The sequence below is a fragment of the Janthinobacterium sp. 35 genome (assembly GCF_002754575.1).
GTDB lineage: Bacteria > Pseudomonadota > Gammaproteobacteria > Burkholderiales > Burkholderiaceae_D > Janthinobacterium > Janthinobacterium tructae.
This window is the reverse complement of the sequence record NZ_PEFN01000001.1, coordinates 6,012,208-6,033,197: the sequence shown is the minus strand read 5'-3', so window position 1 is coordinate 6,033,197 and position 20,990 is coordinate 6,012,208. Positions and strand designations below refer to the sequence as shown.

General features: G+C 63.5%; 13 protein-coding genes. 10 read left to right on the top strand and 3 right to left on the bottom strand.

The window, feature by feature from the left end; all coding sequences use genetic code 11:
- Positions 1-79: 79 nt before the first annotated feature.
- Both CLU93_RS26585 and CLU93_RS26580 read left to right on the top strand, forming a co-directional pair.
- On the top strand, positions 80-349 hold the full coding sequence (locus CLU93_RS26585; RefSeq protein WP_099764068.1) for a hypothetical protein: 270 nt from the start codon (positions 80-82) through the stop codon (positions 347-349).
- 43 nt (positions 350-392) lie between these two features.
- The gene (locus tag CLU93_RS26580; RefSeq protein ID WP_099764067.1) at positions 393-803 is read left to right on the top strand and encodes a GNAT family N-acetyltransferase; all 411 of its coding nucleotides are present in this window, start codon (positions 393-395) and stop codon (positions 801-803) included.
- 54 nt (positions 804-857) lie between these two features.
- Here the strand turns inward: CLU93_RS26580 and CLU93_RS26575 are convergent, their stop codons facing one another.
- The gene (locus CLU93_RS26575) at positions 858-1,919 is read right to left on the bottom strand and encodes an NAD(P)H-dependent flavin oxidoreductase (RefSeq protein ID WP_099764066.1); all 1,062 of its coding nucleotides are present in this window, start codon (positions 1,917-1,919) and stop codon (positions 858-860) included.
- An 87-nt stretch (positions 1,920-2,006) separates the two neighbouring features.
- Between CLU93_RS26575 and CLU93_RS26570 the strand changes: the two genes are divergently transcribed.
- The 5 genes from CLU93_RS26570 (at position 2,007) to CLU93_RS26550 (ending at position 16,453) form a co-directional block, all read left to right on the top strand.
- Positions 2,007-2,879 (top strand): LysR family transcriptional regulator, encoded by an 873-nt coding sequence (locus CLU93_RS26570; protein ID WP_099764616.1) that lies wholly within the window; start codon positions 2,007-2,009, stop codon positions 2,877-2,879.
- 503 nt (positions 2,880-3,382) lie between these two features.
- The gene (locus CLU93_RS26565) at positions 3,383-4,234 is read left to right on the top strand and encodes a phage tail protein (protein ID WP_257225107.1); all 852 of its coding nucleotides are present in this window, start codon (positions 3,383-3,385) and stop codon (positions 4,232-4,234) included.
- A gap of 165 nt (positions 4,235-4,399) precedes the next feature.
- Positions 4,400-5,344: a tetratricopeptide repeat protein gene (locus tag CLU93_RS26560; protein WP_099764064.1), complete on the top strand. Its 945-nt coding sequence runs from the start codon at positions 4,400-4,402 to the stop codon at positions 5,342-5,344.
- Positions 5,345-5,415: 71 nt separating this feature from the next.
- Positions 5,416-14,751, top strand: coding sequence for a YDG domain-containing protein (locus tag CLU93_RS26555; protein WP_180287958.1), 9,336 nt, complete (start codon positions 5,416-5,418; stop codon positions 14,749-14,751).
- A gap of 7 nt (positions 14,752-14,758) precedes the next feature.
- Positions 14,759-16,453, top strand: a complete 1,695-nt coding sequence (locus tag CLU93_RS26550; protein WP_099764062.1) for a ShlB/FhaC/HecB family hemolysin secretion/activation protein — start codon at positions 14,759-14,761, stop codon at positions 16,451-16,453.
- Between the two features lie 121 nt (positions 16,454-16,574).
- Here CLU93_RS26550 and CLU93_RS26545 read toward each other — a convergent pair whose 3' ends face one another.
- Both CLU93_RS26545 and CLU93_RS26540 read right to left on the bottom strand, forming a co-directional pair.
- A complete protein-coding gene (locus CLU93_RS26545; protein WP_099764061.1) occupies positions 16,575-17,375 on the bottom strand; it encodes an alpha/beta fold hydrolase in 801 nt (266 codons plus the stop codon).
- Complete coding sequence (locus CLU93_RS26540; protein WP_099764060.1) at positions 17,372-18,388, bottom strand: M14 family zinc carboxypeptidase; 1,017 nt, start codon at positions 18,386-18,388, stop codon at positions 17,372-17,374. Before CLU93_RS26540 ends, CLU93_RS26545 begins: the two co-directional genes overlap by 4 nt.
- Positions 18,389-18,597: 209 nt before the next feature.
- Between CLU93_RS26540 and CLU93_RS26535 the strand changes: the two genes are divergently transcribed.
- Genes CLU93_RS26535 through CLU93_RS26525 form a run of 3 tightly spaced genes read left to right on the top strand, consistent with a single transcriptional unit; the run spans position 18,598 to position 20,893 of the window.
- Positions 18,598-19,338 (top strand): hypothetical protein, encoded by a 741-nt coding sequence (locus CLU93_RS26535; protein WP_099764059.1) that lies wholly within the window; start codon positions 18,598-18,600, stop codon positions 19,336-19,338.
- The gene (locus CLU93_RS26530; protein ID WP_099764058.1) at positions 19,335-19,910 is read left to right on the top strand and encodes an RNA polymerase sigma factor; all 576 of its coding nucleotides are present in this window, start codon (positions 19,335-19,337) and stop codon (positions 19,908-19,910) included. The genes CLU93_RS26535 and CLU93_RS26530 overlap by 4 nt, the downstream gene beginning before the upstream one ends.
- Before the next feature lie 8 nt (positions 19,911-19,918).
- Positions 19,919-20,893: a FecR family protein gene (locus CLU93_RS26525; protein WP_218968364.1), complete on the top strand. Its 975-nt coding sequence runs from the start codon at positions 19,919-19,921 to the stop codon at positions 20,891-20,893.
- The last annotated feature ends 97 nt before the right edge of the window (positions 20,894-20,990 follow it).

Sequence of the window (20,990 nt, the reverse complement as noted above, 5' to 3'; positions counted from 1 at the left end):
AACAATTCACCAATTTATCCTTTTCAACCTGGAACGGCAATATTGCAGTGTGATATAGCCAGAATGCGAACCTGAATACATGAAGATTGAAATTCGACGCGCCGAGTTCACGGAACGCCAGATAGTCAGAAACCTGATGGAACTGTATCAGCATGATTTTTTCATGACGATGTTCCCGGCCAAATGGGAGGTTTGTGTCATTGAAGAAAATCCTGCTACGCGGAAATTTTGGGAAACACTCATCAATACAGCCTGGCCGGGCAGACATCAGTTAGCCGTTCTGGACAATGAACAATGGCGGGGGCCGATATTCTCGGTCGACACGCACGTCACAGCGCCACTGGTTTAAATCGAGTCAACTTCCAGCGAAACCGCATCATGCAATCTGTCCTATGAATATCAGCTACACATCCGATCAGCCATGCGCCGAGGCGTTCAAGGCACTGTACGACACGACTGGCTGGGGGCCGGTATCACGCGGGACCGCGTTCTATCAAGATGCACTTGACGGCTCCTGGTGTTCGCGATCCGCTTATTTTGGCGGCCAACTTGTTGGTTTTGTGCGTGTCATTTCCGATGGCCGCTTGCACGCGTTTGTCACCGAGATGATTGTTCACCCCGAATTTCAGCATCAGGGAATCGGAGCGGCTTTGCTCAGTTCCATTCTTGATGATTGTCGCGACGCTGGCATTGCAGATGTTCAGCTTTTCAGCGCCAAAGGCAAGTCGCTATTCTACAAAAAACTGGGATTTTCCTCACGACCGGAAGATGCGCCCGGCATGCAATTGAAGGCAGCCACCTGAGTACATTGCGGCCGCAGCGTCGAGCCAGATCTCTCTCTGGCCGGCATGCTCAAATCAGTGCGCCATTTCCCTGGCCAAGGTCAACACCAGTTCCTCCGCCCCCATTTCCCGCGCCAGCGGGGCGCCCTGGCCGGCCCATTGCGCGGCAAATTCGCTGTCGCCGTGCTGGCTAGCTGCCGCGTTCAATTGTTTTGCGGCATCGTAGGCGACGGGGTAGGCGGCCGGTGGCGGGCTGCCCGGCGCTTCGCCATGCTCGATCAGACGGTTTACCATGCCGCGCGCCAGGCGGCCGGAGAGGACGCTGGTCAAGTGGGTGGCTGCCGCCCGTTCGTTTTTCAGGTTGGTGCGGTAGCTGGCATTGGCCGACGATTCCGGGCACAGCACGAACGCCGTGCCCAGCTGGGCGGCCACGGCGCCCAGGTCCAGCGCGGCGCGGATACCTTGTCCATCCATGATGCCGCCGGCGGCGATCAGGGGTAGCGTGATGCGGCCCGCCAGCAGGCGCAGCAGCACGCTGGTGCTGTGGCGCTCGTCCGGCGCTTGCGGATCGAAGACGCCGCGATGCCCACCCGCTTCCACGCCTTGCGCCACGATGGCGTCGACCCCCGCCTGTTCGATCAGGATCGCTTCGCGCAGATTGGTGGCTGTGGCCATGGTATAGATGCCGGCCTGGCGCAGGGCGGCGATTTTCTCCGTCGCAGGCAAGCCGAAATGAAAGCTGACGACGGCGGGGCGCTGCTCCAGCAACAGGGCGAATGCCGCTTCATCACCGAGAAAACTTTGATATATCTCATCGAGCTGCGTTGGCACGGGTGCGCCCAGCTGCGCAAACAGGGGCGCCAGATGCGCCAGCCAGGCCGCTTCGCGCCGCGCATCCCTGACCGCCGGCGCATGGCAAAACACATTGATATTGAAGGGCTTGTCCGTCAGCGCACGCGTATCCATGATCATCTGGCGCGCCTGCGCCACGCTGCCGGCGCCAATGCCCAGAGACCCCAGGCCGCCCGCGTTCGAGACGGCGGCGGCCAGGCGTGGCGTGGAGACGCCCGCCATCGGCGCCTGGATGATGGGCAATTGCAAGCCGAGGCGGTCGAGGAAGTGCTGGGACGTGGTCATGATGTTTCCTTCATCAAGTTGAGGATGCTGCATTCAATTCTTGTTATGAGAATATAATAGCATAATCATTCTAAAAGAAAGAACATGATGGAGATGGAGTCATTGACGATTTTTTGTGCCGTGGCCAGTGAGTTGAGCGTCACCCAGGCCGCAGCCCGGCTGGGCCGCGCGCCGTCCAGCGTCACCACGCGCATCCAGCAGCTGGAAGCCGATATGGGCGCGCAACTGTTCGTGCGCACGAATAAACGCATGGCACTGACGGCGGCGGGCGAGCGCTTTCTCGAGTACGCGCAGCGCCTGCTGGCACTGGCGGAAGAGGCCAGGCATGTCGTCACGGGCGGGCGCGAAGGGGGCACTTTGCGCGTCGGCAGCATGGAAAGCACGGCGGCCAGCCGCTTGCCGGCGCTGCTGGCTGCATATCACGCCCGGTATCCGGCGACTCTGCTGGCGCTGAGCACGGGGCCATCGCGCCCCCTGATCGAGCAAGTGCGCACGGGTTTACTCGACTGCGCCTTCGTGGCCTTGCCGCCAGCCTTTGGCGGCGCCGCCGCGCTGGAGGAACTTGGCCTGGCATCGGCATCCGTGTGGCGCGAGGAATTATGTTTGCTGCTGCCGGCCAGCGAAGGGCCGGTGCGCCGCGCCGTGGACGTGCGCACGCGCTCGCTGGCGGCGTTTCCGCAGGGCTGCACCTACCGCAGCATCGCCGAAGAGATGCTGGGCGTGGCCGGCAGCACGCAGTGGCGCGTGCAGGAAATGACTTCGTATCACACCATGATCGCCTGCGTGGCGGCCGGCGCCTGCGCGACCTTGTTGCCGGCCAGTGTGCTGGCGCTGTCGGACGCGCCTGCCACCCTGAAAACACTGTCGGTTGGGCAAGCCGACACCTTGCTGGTATGGCGGGCGGGATTCGACGTGCCCGCGTTCCAGCATTTGCTGGTGCAGATAAGTAATCCCCAATAAACAAGAGCTTATTCGGACTGGATCTGCGTCGTGACATCGGGGCCTTGCCAGTAATGCCCTGATGCGGCCGGTACCAGTTGTAATGAGGGTTCCATTCCTGCGCATGTGGGCACGTTCCAGCGAGTTGTTATAAATGAAGCCGTAAGTACATTCACGCGTTTTCGTGGGTTTCAACAGAATAGAGGTAAATGACGCGAGCGGGCCAGCACCGGGACTTGCGTGTCACCAGCTGTGTTTATCGGTCCAGGTTGTCGACCGGCGTGATGATGAATTGAGTACATGATAATGCTCCGATACGCAGCGATTCTTCAAGTTCCTGCAGGCATACTTCTCGAAAATGATGTTTTAATGTAACGAGTAGCAAAATATATATATGCATGACCGTGGATTCTAAATTATTATTGGCAGCAGTTAATTTACTGATTTCTCAAATAGATCGCGGGTAAATAATTATTAAATAAATAATAATCGCCAGCGCCATACATCATATCAAGGAGAGCAAGTTGAAATCATTCGTCAGGAATCGTGTTTCTAGCGTCGCGCTGTTCGCTGGTGTGCTTGCGGCGGCCTGGAGCCCCGCCAGTTTCGCCTGCTCCGATACGCCGGTGCTGGCGAGTATTTGCGTCATGGCCGTGCCGTTCACGTTCGGTTCTTTTAATGGCCAGTTTGTGCTCGCTGCCGGGCAGGAGCTGCCGATTAATCAATATACGGCGCTGTACTCCCTGATTGGTAACACTTATGGTGCCGGCGCCAGTGCGGCGACTTTCAAGCTGCCCGACCTGCGCGGCAAGTTCGTGATCGCTGCCGACGGCGTCAATTACAACGCAGGCGCTACGGGCGGGAATAATGCCATCAGCCTGTCGACAGCCCAATTGCCGCCGCATTTGTTCACCGTGACCGCGCTTCCGGTTGCCCTGAGTGCGGTGACCGTTTCCACGGTATTGCCTACGCTGAGCACCACGGTCAATATCGCCAGCAGCGTCGCCACCGGCACGGTGTCGGACCTGAAACTGAACGTGGTCGGTGGTTCGGGCGGTGCCACTTCGCCATCGGGTAACTATCTCGGCAAGAGCACCAGCCCTCTCGTTAACGTTTATTCCAGCGGGACGCCCGATGCCGCGCTCAATGCCGGCGCCATCAGCGGCGGCAATGTGTCGGTAACGGTCCCTTCCAGTACCGCAACGGCTAGCGTGCCAGGCGGCGCAGTCATGGCAGGAGCCGTGGGCGGCACTGCGACCGTCAGCGGCAACACCAATGTCGTCGGGACGGGTGCGCTGATTGATATCAGGCCGCCGTATATCGCATTGACGTATTACATCGCGGCGCAAAATGGCTTGTATCCGAGCCGCGACTAAGACTAAGTAATGCTGATGCTGTGCTGGTCGGCAATGAGGCGCACCAGCAGCGCCTCATTGCCTGCCGGGACAGCGCCTGCGTCCGTCACTGGAGATGCTCCAGTGGCTGAGCAGGCCACCAATAACGACTTTAGCCGGGATGCTGCTGTGCGTAATGTTGATGCAATGATCACTGCCGCGCTGTTTGCGGTCACGCTGAACGCGGGCGCCGCTCCGCGCGACCTTTCTGCCGAGTTAAAGCGCGCTGACAAGGCCCTGGCAGCGCACGATTTTGGGCTGGCGTACAAGGAGTATGCGCGCGTCGCCGCCGGCAATCCTTTGGCGCAATTTAACCTGGGACTGATTGAACGCGAGGGCTGGGGACGCCCACGCGATGCTGTCGCCGCCTGTGCCTGGTTCGGCAAGGCGGCGCAAGGCAAGACCCCGGCGGCGCAACAGTTTTTCGGCGATTGCCTGGCAAGCGGCACTGGGCGTGCCGCCGATGGCAAGGCTGCTGTGGCGTGGTATCAGAAGGCGGCGCAATCAGGCATCGCGTATGCGAACTGCTCCGCCGGGGAACTGTATATCCGTGGCCAGGTCGTCGACAAGGATGTCGCGCGCGGCCTGGCCCTGTGTGCGCAAGCGGCGCAGGCCGGCTCGGCGCCAGCCATGTTGCGCCTTGCCGACTATTACAAAGACGATCAGGATGTGCCGCAAGATCTGGCGGCTGCGCGCTACTGGTATCAACAGGCTGCCGAATACCGCATTCCTGTGGCGCAATATCGCCTCGGCGTGATGCTGGGACAGGGCGAGGGCGGCGCCGCCAACCTGGCCCTGGCCTTGTTCTGGCTCGAGCACGCGGCCTCCGACGGGTATGCGCCCGCTTATTTGCCGGTGGCCATCTTGTATGGCAACAGCGCGCCGGACCCTGCCACCGGCGCGCTGACGCCGGACAGCCTGGCAAAGATTTACATGTGGAGCCGCGCGGCCAAAGCCAGCACCAGCAAGCAGGCGGACATCGCTGAAATCGAAGGTATTGAACAACTGCTGCAGCAAGTGATGCCACCGCAGTGGAAACCCGAGCTCGATCGCCGGGTGGCCGAGCATTTGGATAAATTTACTGTTAAATAAAATCAAACACAGGCGCCGCCGTTGCTGATGCAGTTCGCCTATCACCAGGGAAAATCACCATGCATGCTTCCATGAACAGAATCTATCGACTCGTCTGGAGTCATGTCCACCAAACCTGGGTGGCCGTCCACGAACGCGCCAGGGGCAAGGGAAAGTCGGCCAATCGCCGCCTCATCGCCAGCGTGTTGCTGGCGGCCTCACACTCGGCCATGGCGGGGCCGACCGGCGGCCAGGTTACCGCCGGCAACGGCACCATCAACCAGAACGGCTCCACCACCACGGTGACGCAAGCGAGCCAGAACCTGTCACTGAACTGGCAGTCTTTCAATACCAGCAGCGGCGAGACAGTCAATTTTGTCCAGCCGTCGGCCAGCGCCATTGCCGTCAACCGCATCGGCGGCAATAGCGCCACCCAATTCTACGGCGCACTCAACGCCAACGGCCAGGTTTATCTGATCAATCCGAATGGCGTGTTGTTTGGCGCCGGATCGCAAATCAACGTCGGCGGCCTGGTGGCGTCGACGCTCGACACGGGCGACGCCGGCCTGGGCGGCGCCACGCGCCGATTCACGGGCAGCGGCACCGGCAGCATCATCAACCAGGGTACGATCAATAGCGCCAAGGGCGGTTACGTCGCCTTCGTCGGCAATACGGTCGCCAACCAGGGCGCCATCCAGGCCGGTACGGTGGCGCTGGGCGCCGGCAGTGACGTCACGCTGTCATTCTCCGGCGATAGCCTGGTTCAGCTGCAAGTGAACCAGAGCACGCTGAACAATCTGGCTGAAAATGGCGGTCTGATCAATGCAGACGGCGGCGCGGTATGGCTGTCGGCCGGCGCCAGGGATACCGTTCTGGCCAGTGTCGTCAACAACACAGGTATTGTTCAGGCGCGCAGCGTGCAGAATGTCAACGGGGTGATTGTGCTGGAGGCCGGCAGCGCTGGCGCCGCTGGCAATAGCGGCACGCTCGATGCATCCGGCCTTGGACACGGCGAAACGGGCGGCGCCGTGAAAGTGCTCGGCGGCGCCGTCACACTGGCGGCAGGCAGTCTGACCGATGTTTCAGGCAACGCCGGCGGCGGTACGGCGCTGATCGGCGGCAATTTCCTCGGCACCGGCCCCGAGCAGAATGCGCACACCACCACGGTTCAGGCGGGCGCGGCGATCAAGGCCGATGCCATGACCGCTGGTAACGGCGGAAGTGTTGCGGTCTGGTCGGATGGAGCCACGCAGTTCAATGGCAGCATCACGGCACGCGGGGGCAGCGCTGCCGGCAACGGCGGCCAGGTGGAAACTTCCGGCAAGAACTTGGGCATCAATGCCAGCGCGGCTGTCAATACGGCGGCGCCCCATGGCGTGGCAGGCGACTGGCTGCTGGATCCCGATGATATTACGATAGGCAATGGCAGTGCCTTTAACAGCGGGTTAAACAGCGTTTTTTACCCCATCAATGTCGACACGCGGGTTTTGACGGCTGCGCTCAATCATGGCAACGTGACCATCAAGACCACCGGATCTTCGGCCAGTTGCACGGGCATGCCGACGTGTACGGGAGCGTCCGGCAATGGCGATATCATCGTGCTCGATTACATAGGCTTCGCGGTTGACTATGACAACGGCAATGCCGGCGTGAATTGGGAGGCCGGTAACAACACGCTCACGCTGAGTGCTTACCGTAACATTGATTTCAAAATAACGCAGAATGTGAAATATTCAGCCAGCCCCACCGGCGAGAAGATTGATGGTGGCGTCTACGTTCAAGGCTCCGGCAATGTCGTGCTGAGGGCAGACAATACCGCCACAGGGACAGGCACGGTCAATTTTGAAGGTACTTCCTCGACTCACCCGAATGCCCTTTTATTGGCTGATAGTACAAGCACCATCTCCATCTATTACAATCCGGACAGCTATAACACTCCGACGCCGTATGGCGATTATATGGCCACTGACCGCAATCAACTGACGGCCTATATGGCCATCAATGTGGGCGGCTCGGCCGCCTCAAAGATTTACGATGGTTCCACTACGGCGTCCGTGTCAGGGTTGATTCCCGCGGTGGCACTGCCGGGCGATTTGGCGCTCAATACCGCCAGTGCGCTGGCCACCTTTGCCGACAAGAATGTAGGCGCTAACAAAACCGTCACCATCACCGGCGTGACCGCGACCGGCACCGGTGCTGCCACCACCATCACCAGCGATGGCACCACCGTCATCAGCTACAACAGCGACAACTACTTCATCAGCGGTCTCGACAGCAAGACCGCCACGATCACGGCCAAAACCATCAACCTCACCGGCCTGACGGCCAACAGCAAAACCTATGATGGCACCACTTCGGCCACCCTCTCTGGCAGCGCCAGTGTCGCCGCCGGTATCGTCAACGGCGACAGCGTCACGCTTGGTACCGGTAGCGCCACCTTTGCCGATGCCAATGCCGACGTTGGCAAGGCAGTTACCGTCACCGGCTATACGCTGAGCGGTATCGATGCTGGCAACTACGTGGTCACCCAGCCGAGCGGGCTGACCGCCACCATCAACAAGGCTGATCTGACCTTGGCGGGCAGCAAAACCTACGATGGCGCCACCACGGTGGCTGGCAGCACCTTGTCGGCGACCGGCGTGGCCGGCCAGACCTTCAGCGTCACCGGGGCCGGTGACGCCTCGAATTTAAGCAGCAAGAACGTGCAAATTGGTGCGGCGCTCGCCAGCACCACGGGCCTGAACCTGGGCAGCAGCAGCAACGGCGGCCTGGCCGGCAACTACAATGCGCTCAGCACCGCTGGCAGCAGCTATATGGTCACTGCCAAAGGCATCACGCTGACTGGCGTCAGCGCGCTCGATAAAATTTACGACGCCACCACCACGGCCGCGCTCAACACTGCGGGTGTGGCGTACTCGGGCCTGGTCGGCGGTGACTCGGTGTCGCTGGCAGGCATCGGCACCGGCAGTTTTGTGACGAAGAATGTGGGTGTCAACAAGACCGTGACGGTGAGCGGCTATACGCTGTCGGGCGCCGACGCCGGCAATTACGTGGTCACCCAGCCGACCGGCCTGACGGCGACCATCAACAAAGCCAGCCTGGCCGTATCGGGCATCGCCGCCGTCGATAAAACTTATGACGCCACCACCGGCGCCACCCTGAGTGGCACGGCCGCCGTGAGCGCACTGGGCAGCGACATTGTGTCGGTGGCCGGTACCGGTGCCGGCAGCTTTGCCGATGCCAATGCCGACAGCAACAAGGCGGTCAGCGTGACGGGCTATACGCTCACTGGCGCTGACGCCGGTAACTACAACCTGGTGCAGCCGGCCGGCGTGAGCGCCACCATCAACAAGGCTGATCTGACCTTGGCGGGCACCAAAACCTACGATGGCGCCACGTCGGTGGCGGGCAGCACGCTGACGGCGACCGGTGTGGCCGGACAGCAGTTCACTGTTACGGGCGCCGGTAACGCATCGAACTTGATCAGCAAGAATGTACAAAGCGGCGTGGCGCTTGCCAGCGCCACGGGCTTGAGCCTGGGCAGCAGCAGCAACGGCGGCCTGGCCAGCAACTACAATGCGATTGGCGTGGCCGGCAGCAGTTACACCGTGACCGCCAAAGGCATCACGCTGACCGGCATCAGCGCGCTCGATAAAATTTACGACGCCACTACCACGGCTGCGCTCAATACCGCCAACGTCGGATACTCGGGCCTGGTCGGCGGTGACTCGGTGTCGCTGGCAGGCAGCGGCACGGGCAATTTTGTGACGAAGAATGTCGGTGTCAACAAGACCGTGATGGTGAGCGGCTATACGCTGTCGGGCGCCGACGCCGACAATTACGTGGTCACCCAGCCGACCGGCCTGACGGCCAGCGTCAGCAAGGCCAGCCTGGCCGTATCGGGCATTGCGGCCGCCAATAAAACTTATGACGCCACCACCGGTGCGACCCTGAGCGGCACGGCTGCGGTGAGCGCGCTGGGTAGCGACAGCGTGTCGGTGGCGGGCACCGGTGCCGGCAGCTTTGCCGACGCCAATGCCGACGTTGGCAAGGCCGTTACCGTCACCGGCTATACGCTGGGCGGGCTTGACGCCGGCAACTACAACCTGGTGCAGCCGGCCGGCGTGAGCGCCACCATCCACAAGGCGGATGTTATCGTGTCCGGCGGCAAAACCTACGACGGCGCCACGTCGGTGGCGGGCAGCACCTTGACGGCGACCGGCGTGGCCGGACAGACCTTCAGCGTCACCGGGGCCGGTGACGCCTCGAATTTAAGCAGCAAGAACGTGCAAAGCGGTGCGGCGCTTGCCAGCACCACGGGCCTGAACCTGGGCGGCAGCAGCAATGGCGGCCTGGCCAGCAACTACAACGCGATTGGCGTGGCCGGCAGCAGTTACACCGTGACCGCCAAGGGCCTGACGCTGACCGGCATCAGCGCGCTCGATAAAATTTACGACGCCACTACCACGGCCACGCTCAACACCACCAACGTGGCGTACTCGGGCCTGGTTGGCGGTGACTCGGTGTCGCTGTCAGGCAGCGGTACGGGCAGTTTTGCGAATAAGGACGCCGGCGTGAACAAGGCGGTGACCGTGAGCGGCTATACGCTGTCCGGCGTCGACGCCGGCAATTACGTGGTGACGCAACCGAGCGGCTTGACGGCGACCATCAACAAGGCCAGCCTGGCCGTATCGGGCATCGCCGCCGCCGATAAAACCTATGACGCCACCACCGGCGCGGCCCTGAGCGGCACGGCCGTCGTGGCGGCCCTGGGCAGCGACAGTGTGTCGGTGGCGGGCACCGGTGCCGGCAGCTTTGCCGACGCCAATGCCGACGTTGGCAAGGCCGTTACCGTCACCGGCTATACGCTGGGCGGGCTTGACGCCGGCAACTACAACCTGGTGCAGCCGGCCGGCGTGAGCGCCACCATCAACAAGGCTGATGTCATCGTGTCCGGCAGTAAAACCTACGATGGCGCCACGTCGGTGGCGGGCGGCACGCTGACGGCGACCGGCGTGGCCGGACAGACCTTCAGCGTCACGGGCGCCGGCGACGCCTCGAATTTAAGCAGCAAGAATGTGCAAAGCGGCGCGGCGCTTGCCAGCACCACGGGCCTGAACCTGGGCGGCAGCAGCAATGGCGGCCTGGCCAGCAACTACAACGCGATTGGCGTGGCCGGCAGCAGTTACACCGTGACCGCCAAGGGCCTGACGCTGACCGGCATCAGCGCGCTCGATAAAATTTACGACGCCACTACCACGGCCACGCTCAACACCACCAACGTGGCGTACTCGGGCCTGGTTGGCGGTGACTCGGTGTCGCTGTCAGGCAGCGGTACGGGCAGTTTTGCGAATAAGGACGCCGGCGTGAACAAGGCGGTGACCGTGAGCGGCTATACGCTGTCCGGCGTCGACGCCGGCAATTACGTGGTGACGCAACCGAGCGGCTTGACGGCGACCATCAACAAGGCCAGCCTGGCCGTATCGGGCATCGCCGCCGCCGATAAAACCTATGACGCCACCACCGGCGCGGCCCTGAGCGGCACCGCCGTCGTGGCGGCCCTGGGCAGCGACAGCGTGTCGGTAACGGGCGCGGGCGTGGGCAGCTTTGCGGACAAGAACGCCGGTACCAACAAGGCGGTGACCGTGAGCGGCTACACCCTGGCCGGGCTGGACGCCGGCAACTATGAGGTCGAGCAACCGGGCGGCCTGACGGCCACCATCAACAAGGCCAGCCTGGCGGTATCGGGCATCGCCGCCGCCGATAAAACCTATGACGCCACCACCGGTGCGGCCCTGAGCGGCACGGCTGCTGTGGCGGCATTGGGCAGCGACAGTGTGTCGGTAACGGGTATCGGTGCCGGCAGCTTTGCGGACAAGAACGCCGGCGTGAACAAGGCGGTGACCGTGAGTGGCTACACCCTGGCCGGGCTGGACGCCGGCAACTACGTGGTCGAGCAACCGGGCGGCCTGACGGCCACCATCAACAAGGCCAGCCTGGCGGTATCGGGCATCGCCGCCGCCGATAAAACCTATGACGCCACCACCGGCGCGGCCCTGAGCGGCACGGCCGTCGTGGCGGCACTGGGCAGCGACAGTGTGTCGGTAACGGGCGCGGGCGTGGGCAGCTTTGCGGACAAGAACGCCGGTGCCAACAAGGCGGTCAGCGTGAGCGGCTACACCCTGGCCGGGCTGGATGCCGGCAACTACGTGGTCGAGCAACCGGGCGGCCTGACGGCGACCATCAACAAGGCCAGCCTGGCCGTATCGGGCATTGCCGCCGTCGATAAAACTTATGACGCCACCACCGGCGCGGCCCTGAGCGGCACCGCCGTCGTGGCGGCACTGGGCAGCGACAGCGTGTCGGTAACGGGTATCGGTGCCGGCAGCTTTGCGGACAAGAACGCCGGCGTGAACAAGGCGGTCAGCGTGAGCGGCTACACCCTGGCCGGGCTGGACGCCGGCAACTACGTGGTCGAGCAACCGAGCGGCCTGACGGCGACCATCAACAAGGCCAGCCTGGCCGTATCGGGCATCGCCGCCGTCGATAAAACCTATGACGCCACCACCGGCGCGGCCCTGAGTGGCACGGCCGCCGTGGCGGCACTGGGTAGCGACAGCGTGTCGGTAACGGGGGCGGGCGTGAGCAGCTTTGCGGACAAGAACGCCGGCGCCAACAAGGCGGTGACCGTGAGCGGCTACACCCTGGCCGGGCTTGACGCCGGCAACTACGTGGTCGAGCAACCGAGCGGCTTGACGGCGACCATCAACAAGGCCAGCCTGGCCGTATCGGGCATTGCCGCCGTCGATAAAACCTATGACGCCACCACCGGCGCGGCCCTGAGCGGCACGGCCGTCGTGGCGGCCCTGGGCAGCGACAGCGTGTCGGTCACGGGGGCGGGCGTGGGCAGCTTTGCGGACAAGAACGCCGGCGCCAACAAGGCGGTCAGCGTGAGCGGCTACACCCTGGCCGGGCTGGACGCCGGCAACTACGTGGTCGAGCAACCGGGCGGCCTGACTGCCACCATCAACAAAGCCCGCCTGGCCGTATCGGGCATCGCCGCCGCCGATAAAACCTATGACGCCACCACCGGTGCGGCCCTGAGCGGCACGGCTGCTGTGGCCGCCCTGGGCAGCGACAGTGTGTCGGTAACGGGCGCGGGCGTGGGCAGCTTTGCGGACAAGAACGCCGGTGCCAACAAGGCGGTGACCGTGAGCGGCTACACCCTGGCCGGGCTGGACGCCGGCAACTACGAGGTCGAGCAACCGGGCGGCCTGACGGCGACCATCAACAAGGCCAGCCTGGCCGTATCGGGCATCGCCGCCGTCGATAAAACCTATGACGCCACCACCGGCGCGGCCCTGAGTGGCACGGCCGCCGTCAGCGCCCTGGGCAGCGACAGCGTGTCGGTCACGGGGGCGGGCGTGGGCAGCTTTGCGGACAAGAACGCCGGCGCCAACAAGGCGGTCAGCGTGAGCGGTTACACCCTGGCCGGGCTGGACGCCGGCAACTACGAGGTCGAGCAACCGAGCGGCTTGACGGCGACCATCAACAAGGCCAGCCTGGCCGTATCGGGCATTGCCGCCGTCGATAAAACCTATGACGCCACCACCGGCGCGGCCCTGAGCGGCACGGCCGCCGTGGCGGCACTGGGTAGCGACAGCGTGTCGGTCACGGGCGCGGGCGTGGGCAGCTTTGCGGACAAGAACGCCGGTACCAACAAGGCGGTGACCGTGAGCGGCTACACCCTGGCCGGGCTGGACGCCGGCAACTACGAGGTCGAGCAACCGGGCGGCCTGACGGCGACCATCAACAAGGCCAGCCTGGCCGTATCGGGCATTGCCGCCGTCGATAAAACCTATGACGCCACCACCGGCGCGGCCCTGAGCGGCACGGCCGCCGTGGCGGCACTGGGTAGCGACAGCGTGTCGGTAACGGGGGCGGGCGTGGGCAGCTTTGCGGACAAGAACGCCGGTACCAACAAGGCGGTGACCGTGAGCGGCTACACCCTGGCCGGGCTGGATGCCGGCAACTATGTGGTGACGCAACCGAGCGGCCTGACGGCGACCATCAACAAGGCCAGCCTGGCCGTATCGGGCATCGCCGCCGTCGATAAAACTTATGACGCCACCACCGGCGCGGCCCTGAGCGGCAATGCCGCCGTGGCGGCCCTGGGCAGCGACAGCGTGTCGGTCACGGGGGCGGGCGTGGGCAGCTTTGCGGACAAGAACGCCGGCGTGAACAAGGCGGTCAGCGTGAGCGGCTACACCCTGGCCGGGCTGGATGCCGGCAACTACGAGGTCGAGCAACCGGGCGGCTTGACGGCGACCATCAACAAGGCCAGCCTGGCCGTATCGGGCATTGCCGCCGTCGATAAAACCTATGACGCCACCACCGGCGCGGCCCTGAGCGGCACGGCCGCCGTGGCGGCACTGGGCAGCGACAGCGTGTCGGTAACGGGCGCGGGCGTGGGCAGCTTTGCGGACAAGAACGCCGGCGCCAACAAGGCGGTGACCGTGAGCGGCTACACCCTGTCCGGGCTGGACGCCGGCAACTACGAGGTCGAGCAACCGGGCGGCCTGACGGCGACCATCAACAAGGCCAGCCTGGCCGTATCGGGCATTGCCGCCGTCGATAAAACCTATGACGCCACCACCGGCGCGGCCCTGAGCGGCACGGCCGCCGTGGCGGCACTGGGTAGCGACAGCGTGTCGGTAACGGGGGCGGGCGTGGGCAGCTTTGCGGACAAGAACGCCGGTACCAACAAGGCGGTGACCGTGAGCGGCTACACCCTGGCCGGGCTGGACGCCGGCAACTATGTGGTGACGCAACCGAGCGCCCTGACGGCGAGCATTGCCCGTGCAGCGCTGACGGTCAGTGGCATCACTGCAGCCGATAAAGCTTTCGACGGTAGCACTGCCGCCACAGTCAGCACCGCCAATGCGACGCTGGCAGGCAGGTTTGCTTCGGATGACATCACACTGGCGTCGATTGGCCAGTTTTCCGACGCCGCCGCTGGTGTTGGCAAGACGGTCAATCTGAGCAGCACTTATGGTGGTGCCGATATCGGCAATTACATCGTTACCGGACAAGCACAGGCAATCGCCAGTATCACGGGAGGGCCTGTCGTTGTGCCCGACACGCCGGTGCAGCAAGTTCAGAGCGCGGTGACGCAAATGCAGTCGTCCTTGCTGCCGCCGCAAGCCTTGGCGCAATCGCAAGTATTGAGCCTGTCCACGACCTTGGTGGTGCAGCAGCTGACTGACTCCGGCAGCAGTAGCAACAGCGACAGTAATGAGCGCTCGAAAGAAACGATGGGCCTGCCGTTGATCAATACTGCGACAGGATTTGGCACGCCCGCGCCGCTCCTGAAAATTCAAAATGGCGGCATGCAATTGCCGCTCGTTGCTACCAGCAGCAAAGAGTGAAGACTATATGAATACCCTATCCAAACAGCCTTTCCTGATGAAACCCTTGTTCGCCGCGTTGTTGCTTGCGTCGCTGGAGGCCCAAGCCGCTGGTCAGCAAGTGCCTCCCAACGCCGGATCGATTCTGCAACAATTGCAACCACCAATTCCCAAGGCGGCGCAACCGACGGCGCCGATCCTTGAAGTGCAGCCGAAAATCGACGTCGGCATGCCGCCTTCGCAGCCGTTCCACGTGAGCAAATTGCGTATCACAGGCAATACTGCATTTGCTACAGCAACGCTGCATGCATTGATTGCCGATCAGGAAGGTAAAAATCTGACGCTGGCGCAACTCGAAGAGCTCGCAGGGCGCATTACCGCATACTATCAGGCTCACGGATTTCCAATTACACGGGCCATCATTCCGGTGCAGTCGATTACCGACGGCGTCGTTATTATCCAGGTTGTCGAGGCGCACTATGACAACGTCCGGCTCAAGAATCAAAGCGAGGTGAGCGATGATTTACTCCAGGCCTTTCTGAAGCCCCTCGCTACAGGAAAGTTAATTGTCGATGACGAACTCAACAATGCTTTGCTGTTGCTGTCGGACGTGCCAGGCGTGGGCGTGAATGCGGTGCTCAAGCCGGGAGCGACCACCGGTACGTCCGACATCGATATCGAGACGCGGTACATTCCGGCGACGCTGGCTAACTTGTCGCTGGATAACTACGGTAACCGCTATATCGGCCGCACGCGCCTGAACGGCAATATCAATATTGTCAATCCATTCCATGCCGGTGACATACTGAGCGCCAACATGACCACCACCGGCGAAGGCATGAATTATCTCCGGGCGGCATATGACACGTTGCTCAACGGTCAGGGGACCCGGATCGGCACCGCATATTCTGCACTGCGTTACAAGCTCGGCAGCAATGCCCGCGCCCTTGATGCGAATGGCACTGCGGCAGTCGGCAGCCTGTGGGTAAGACATCCATTGATTCGTACCAGGCAATATAACCTCTATGCCCAACTGCAATATGAAGCCAAGACGCTGCATGATCGCGTCGATCTCACCGGCATCCGTACTGACCGGCAGCTCAGTAACTGGATAGCCAGTATCAACGCTGATTATCGCGACAGCCTGCTGGCAGGCGGCATGAGCACAGGATCGCTGAGTTGGACTAGCGGACGTACCAGTTTTGACGATGCCGCCGCCGCCGCATCGGATGCCGCGACCGCGCGTTCGAGCGGTACATTCTCGAAGTGGAATGTCAATCTCGCCCGCTTGCAGGGACTGACGCCGCGCGACTCGCTGTATCTCAGTTTTAGCGGGCAATGGGCAGACCGCAATCTGGATTCCGCCGAAAAGATGGCCATTGGCGGCCCGTATACTGTCCGTGCTTATGACATCGGTGCGCTTTCAGGCGACACCGGCTATGCCGCCAGTGTGGAAATACGCCATGAGTTGGGACGGCTGTTGTCAGGATCATGGCAGGCACAGGTGTTTATCGACAATGCTTATGTCAAGGTCAACCGCCAGCCCTGGGCCGTGACTGTGAACAGTGCGACCTTGTCCGGCGCCGGTGTCGGTCTGAGCTGGGTCGGCCCCGACCTGTGGCGCGCGAGTGCTTCCGTGGCAACCCGCGTGGGCGCCGTGCCTGCGCTGTTGTCCCGGCAGTCGTCGGCGCATGCCTGGCTGCTCGTAAGCAAGGCATTCTGATCGGCAAACGGCCAGGTCAGAAATGACCTGGCCGCCATCCTTGGCTGAGAGCCTATCCCCCAGCAGAAGGCGCGCCTGCGTGAAAAAAGCCGTGATGCATGAGTCATACAAGGCGCAACGCTCAGTTGTTGTCAGCAGCGGGCGCGATGTTCCCTGGCTGTGGGGCCATTTTTCCCAGCCATTGCACCAGCGTGTCCGCCACCCAATCGCCATCGTCGAGCGGCAAGTCATGGCCGGCGTCGCGGTGGATCAGGCAATCGGCTTGCCAGGCGCGCGCCAGGCGCTGCGAGCAGCGGTGGTCGACTAATTGATCTAGTGCGCCGGCCAGGATCAGCACGGGCATGGCGGGGCGGCGGTCAGGCGCGCGGTAGCGGGCGGCCGACAGCAGCTGGCGCAGCGCGTTGCGGCGGCTGACCGGGTATTCCTGCTGGTAGCTTAGCCAATCGGCCAGCAGCGCGGGATTGCCATGGGCATTTTTGTTGCTGGTCAGGCGCAATATCAGCGCTTCCTGGCTACTTTTGTCGCCCAGCAGCAGTTGGCGCAGCAGCGCGCCATAGTTTTGCCAGCGCAGGCGCCGGTAAAACGGATTGAACGGCCGCATGCTGGTGTTGATCAGCACGCATAACGCGACTTCCTGCGGATAGCGCTGCGCCCATTCGACCGCCACCATGCCGCCCAGCGACAGGGCCAGCAGGCGGTAGGGCGGCGCGATGCCCCGTTCGGATACATCCTGGCGGCAAAATTCCATCATCTCGGCCACCCGCGTGGGGCTGTCCATGGCGTGCCGCTTGCCATTGCCGGGCAAGTCGGGCGTGACGATGGCCGCGCCGGGCAGCGATTGCGCCAGCCGGGCGGGAAACTCGCCCCAGTGGCGCTGTTCGCGCATCAGGCCGCGCAATAAAATCCAGGTGGGCGGCGTCATGATTCGTACCATTGCGCCAGCGCGCGCCGGCGCTGCGCCTTGCGCAGCAAGCCTTCCGGCATCCAGCGGCCGTGGCTGCTGGCGGCGCGCATGAGGAAATCGAACCACACCAGATGCCGCCGCAGCACGCGCTGCAGCCGGTGCGCGGCCGTGGGATTGAAGATGCTGACCCGGTTGAACAGCTGGCGCGGGTTTTTCTTGACCCATAGCCACGAGCCCATCTCCAGGGTCAGCGGCAGGAAAACGCGTCCGCTGTAGCTGGTACCGTTCAGGTACAGATAGTCCCACAGGTCGCCATGCGTGCGGTATTGCCGGCTTTGCGGCTCGAACACATAGTTGTGGTTGGGGTAGCTCTGGCTGAACAGTTCTTCCAGCGCGCCGATCTCGGCCAGGTGTTCGATTGGCACCTTGGTATGCGCATGGGGAAACCAGATGCGGTCGCGCAAGCCAAAGCCGGAATGGCAATCGAGGGCGATGCTGAACTGGCGCGACAGCAATTCGCGCTCGACGAGGTCGCACACGGCGGCGCTTTCCACTTCCATCGTCGCGTCTGGCGCGCCGCGGTACCAGGGCAGGCGGGCGCTGTAGCGTTGTCCACCGAGCATGAACGGCACTTTTTCGCGTGCGCTCAGCGGCGCGTTGCGCATCAGGTCCACGCCGCGCGGATTGCAGCGCGTGGCTTGCCACATGCCGCCCGGATTGACCAGCGGCATGAACACCAGGCGCATGCTTTCCAGCTGCTGGTGCAGGGTGGCGTCCCAGCGCAGGCGCGCAATCAGGCTTTCCAGGAAGGACAGCAGCACTTGCGTGCCGATGCGTTCGAGGCCGTGGATGCCGCCGAAAAAGCCCAGCACGGGAACGTCGGGGCTGGGATTGCCCATGGCAATCGTGTACACGGGAAACTCGCGCCCATCCATGGCGATGCTGCAGGGCGCGGCCACTTCCAGGTGGCTGCCGCCCTCGTCGATGAGGCGCTTCAGCATGACCAGCTCGGGCAGATTCTTTTCGATCATCAGGCGTCTGAAAGGGAAAGTGACAGCCAGTGTAGCCGAAATACGCGGCGCGCCCGACGTCCCGCATGGCGAAATTTATGCATGACAAGCATGTCACGAAGCCGTCATGTTTGCTGTGTAGGCTATTGCAGTTGACGCAAGAATTGTTACTTGGCAAGGCCCCGTTTCCACGCAGTTCCACCCTCACACGATAGCGACACGATAGCGATATGACAGGCAGCCCGGCATCCGTGCATGTGCTTGCGCTGGCGGGATACCTGGTACTGCTGGGTTTCCTGACCGCGGTGGGGCCCGTGCGGGCGCAACCGGCCGAAGGCCCCGTGCTGCAGTTCGATATCGCCGCGCAAAATCTTGGCGATGCGCTCGACCAGTACAGCCGCCGCACGGGCATCGCCGTACTGATGGACCAGCGCCATGCGCAGCGCCAGTCGGCCGCCGTGCGCGGCGCGTATGCGGCAGGCGCGGCCCTGCAAGCCTTGCTGGAAGGCACGGGCTTGCAATCGCGGCTGTCCGACGCGCAAGCCGTCATCGTGTATGCCCCGGCCAGCGCCGCTGCAGGTTCTGCGGACTTGCCGCAGCCCGCCGTGGTGGCCGCCGCCGATATTCCCGGCGCCACGCAGGGCGGCGGCGACCATGCGGCCTATGTGAGCCGGCTGCAGCATGTGCTGCTGGGACTGTTGTGCCGCGCGGCGCAGACGCGTCCCGGCGGCTACCGCCTAGCGCTGCAGCTGTATCTGAACCGCGCCGGCGTGGTGGACCGCGTGCACCTGCTCGACAGCACGGGACTGCGCGCGCGCGACACGGCCATCGCGCGCCTGGTGCTGGGCATGCGAGTGGGCGCGGGACCCTCGCCGTCGATGCCGCAGCCCGTCTCCATCCTGCTGCTGCCGCAAGGGCCGGGCAGCGAAGTCGATTGCGCCGCCAGCGCGCCGGGTAGAAACGCGCCATGAGCATGCCCGACCTGCGCACCAAGCTGAAACGCCACCTCAGTTCGCGCTACGCCGTGCTGCGCTGGCGCCTCGAAAGGGTGGTCGGCTGCAAGCACAATGCGGCCGATGCGCTGCAGGAAACCTGGCTGCGCCTCGAAGCGATGGTGGCGCCCGGCCCCGCCGCCGCGCCCGTCCACAATCCCGACGCCTATCTGCTGCGCATGGCGGCAAATATCGCCACCGATGCCTACCGCCGCGACCGCATCATCGTCACCGAGCGCGAACGCGAAGAGCTGATGCACATGGCCGATGAGGCCGGCGACGACATCAGCGACCCGGCCCGCATCGTCGCGGCGCGGCTCGATGTGCAGGCGCTCGACGCGGCGCTGGCCGGCCTGTCGCCACGCCGCCGCGCCATCCTGACGGCGGCGCGCATCGATGGCATGCTCAATGCGGACATTGCCGAACGCTTCGGCATTTCCGTGGCGATGGTGAAAAAAGAATTGCAGGCCGCCATGCAACACTGTAAAACGTGCATGGCCGACGCCGATGCCGCCCAGCGCAGCGATGTGTCGGGCCGCCGTAAATATTGATGAATCTGATGACTGCTCCTGACCGCGATCCACGCGACCCTCTAGTACATACCGACACTGCCATCGGCCAGCAAGCCGCTGCCTGGTGGGCGCGGCTGCGTGCCGACGATTTTACGCGGGCCGACGCCGACGCCTTGCGCGCCTGGTGCGCGCGCAGCCCCGACCATGCGCGCGCCTGGCGCGAGCTTCAACAAGTATGGCAGGCGCTCGACCCCGCCTTGACCCGCGCCGCCGCTGCGCCGCAGGGGAAAAACGTGCTGGCGTTCCCGGCGCGCCCCGGACGCCGTGCTTTCCTCGGTGGCGCGCTGGCGGCCGGCGTGGCCGTGCTGGCCTTGCGCCCGCCGCTGGGCGCCTGGCCGTCGCTGCAGGAGCTGAGCGCCGACTTCCGCACGGGCACGGGGGAGCAGCGGCAAGTGGCCCTGTCGCAGCAGATGTCAGTGCAAATGAATACGCAGACGCGCATCAATGTGCGCGCCCCCGAGTCGATCGAACTGCTGGGTGGCGAGGCGGAAATCCTCGCCAGCGGCGCGCGCCAGCCCGTGTCGGTGCTGGCGGGGGCGGGGCGCATGCTGGCGCAGTCGGCCCGCTTCAATGTGCGCCACACGGACGCCGCCGTCTGCGTCACCTGCCTGGCGGGCGCCGTGGAAGTCGTCTGGCAGCAGCGGCGCCAGACCCTCGATGCCGGGCAGCAACTGGTGTACGACGAGCGGGGCGTGCAGGCGGCCACGGCCGCACCAAAGGGTGAGGCCAGTGCATGGCGCACGGGTGCGCTGTCGTTTGTCGGCAAGCCGCTGGCCGACGTGGTCGATGAAATCAACCGCTACCGGCCCGGCCGGGTGGTACTGCGCAATGCCGAGCTGGGCCGGCGCCTGGTGCGCATGCGTTTTTCCATCGGGCAAACCGATGGCGCGCTGGCGATGATACGCGACCTGTACGGCGCGCAAATGACCAGTTTGCCAGGCGGCATCGTGCTGCTCAGCTGATCCCGTGTTTCCCTTTGGCAGGCTTATTTAAAAATATTTTTCAAAAACATTATCCCTTCCGGCATCGAGCTACGTCATGGAGGCATGGACGCCTGCG

Excerpts from the sequence above, each read along its gene's own strand:
- CLU93_RS26575 (WP_099764066.1), bottom strand. The coding sequence starts at position 1,919 with ATGACCACGTCCCAGCACTTCCTCGACCGCCTCGGCTTGCAATTGCCC.
- CLU93_RS26550 (WP_099764062.1), top strand. The coding sequence starts at position 14,759 with ATGAATACCCTATCCAAACAGCCTTTCCTGATGAAACCCTTGTTCGCC.
- CLU93_RS26585 (WP_099764068.1), top strand. The coding sequence starts at position 80 with ATGAAGATTGAAATTCGACGCGCCGAGTTCACGGAACGCCAGATAGTC.
- CLU93_RS26525 (WP_218968364.1), top strand. The coding sequence starts at position 19,919 with ATGACTGCTCCTGACCGCGATCCACGCGACCCTCTAGTACATACCGAC.
- CLU93_RS26535 (WP_099764059.1), top strand. The coding sequence starts at position 18,598 with ATGACAGGCAGCCCGGCATCCGTGCATGTGCTTGCGCTGGCGGGATAC.
- CLU93_RS26545 (WP_099764061.1), bottom strand. The coding sequence starts at position 17,375 with ATGACGCCGCCCACCTGGATTTTATTGCGCGGCCTGATGCGCGAACAG.
- CLU93_RS26570 (WP_099764616.1), top strand. The coding sequence starts at position 2,007 with ATGGAGATGGAGTCATTGACGATTTTTTGTGCCGTGGCCAGTGAGTTG.
- CLU93_RS26560 (WP_099764064.1), top strand. The coding sequence starts at position 4,400 with ATGATCACTGCCGCGCTGTTTGCGGTCACGCTGAACGCGGGCGCCGCT.
- CLU93_RS26530 (WP_099764058.1), top strand. The coding sequence starts at position 19,335 with ATGAGCATGCCCGACCTGCGCACCAAGCTGAAACGCCACCTCAGTTCG.
- CLU93_RS26540 (WP_099764060.1), bottom strand. The coding sequence starts at position 18,388 with ATGATCGAAAAGAATCTGCCCGAGCTGGTCATGCTGAAGCGCCTCATC.
- CLU93_RS26555 (WP_180287958.1), top strand. The coding sequence starts at position 5,416 with ATGAACAGAATCTATCGACTCGTCTGGAGTCATGTCCACCAAACCTGG.
- CLU93_RS26580 (WP_099764067.1), top strand. The coding sequence starts at position 393 with ATGAATATCAGCTACACATCCGATCAGCCATGCGCCGAGGCGTTCAAG.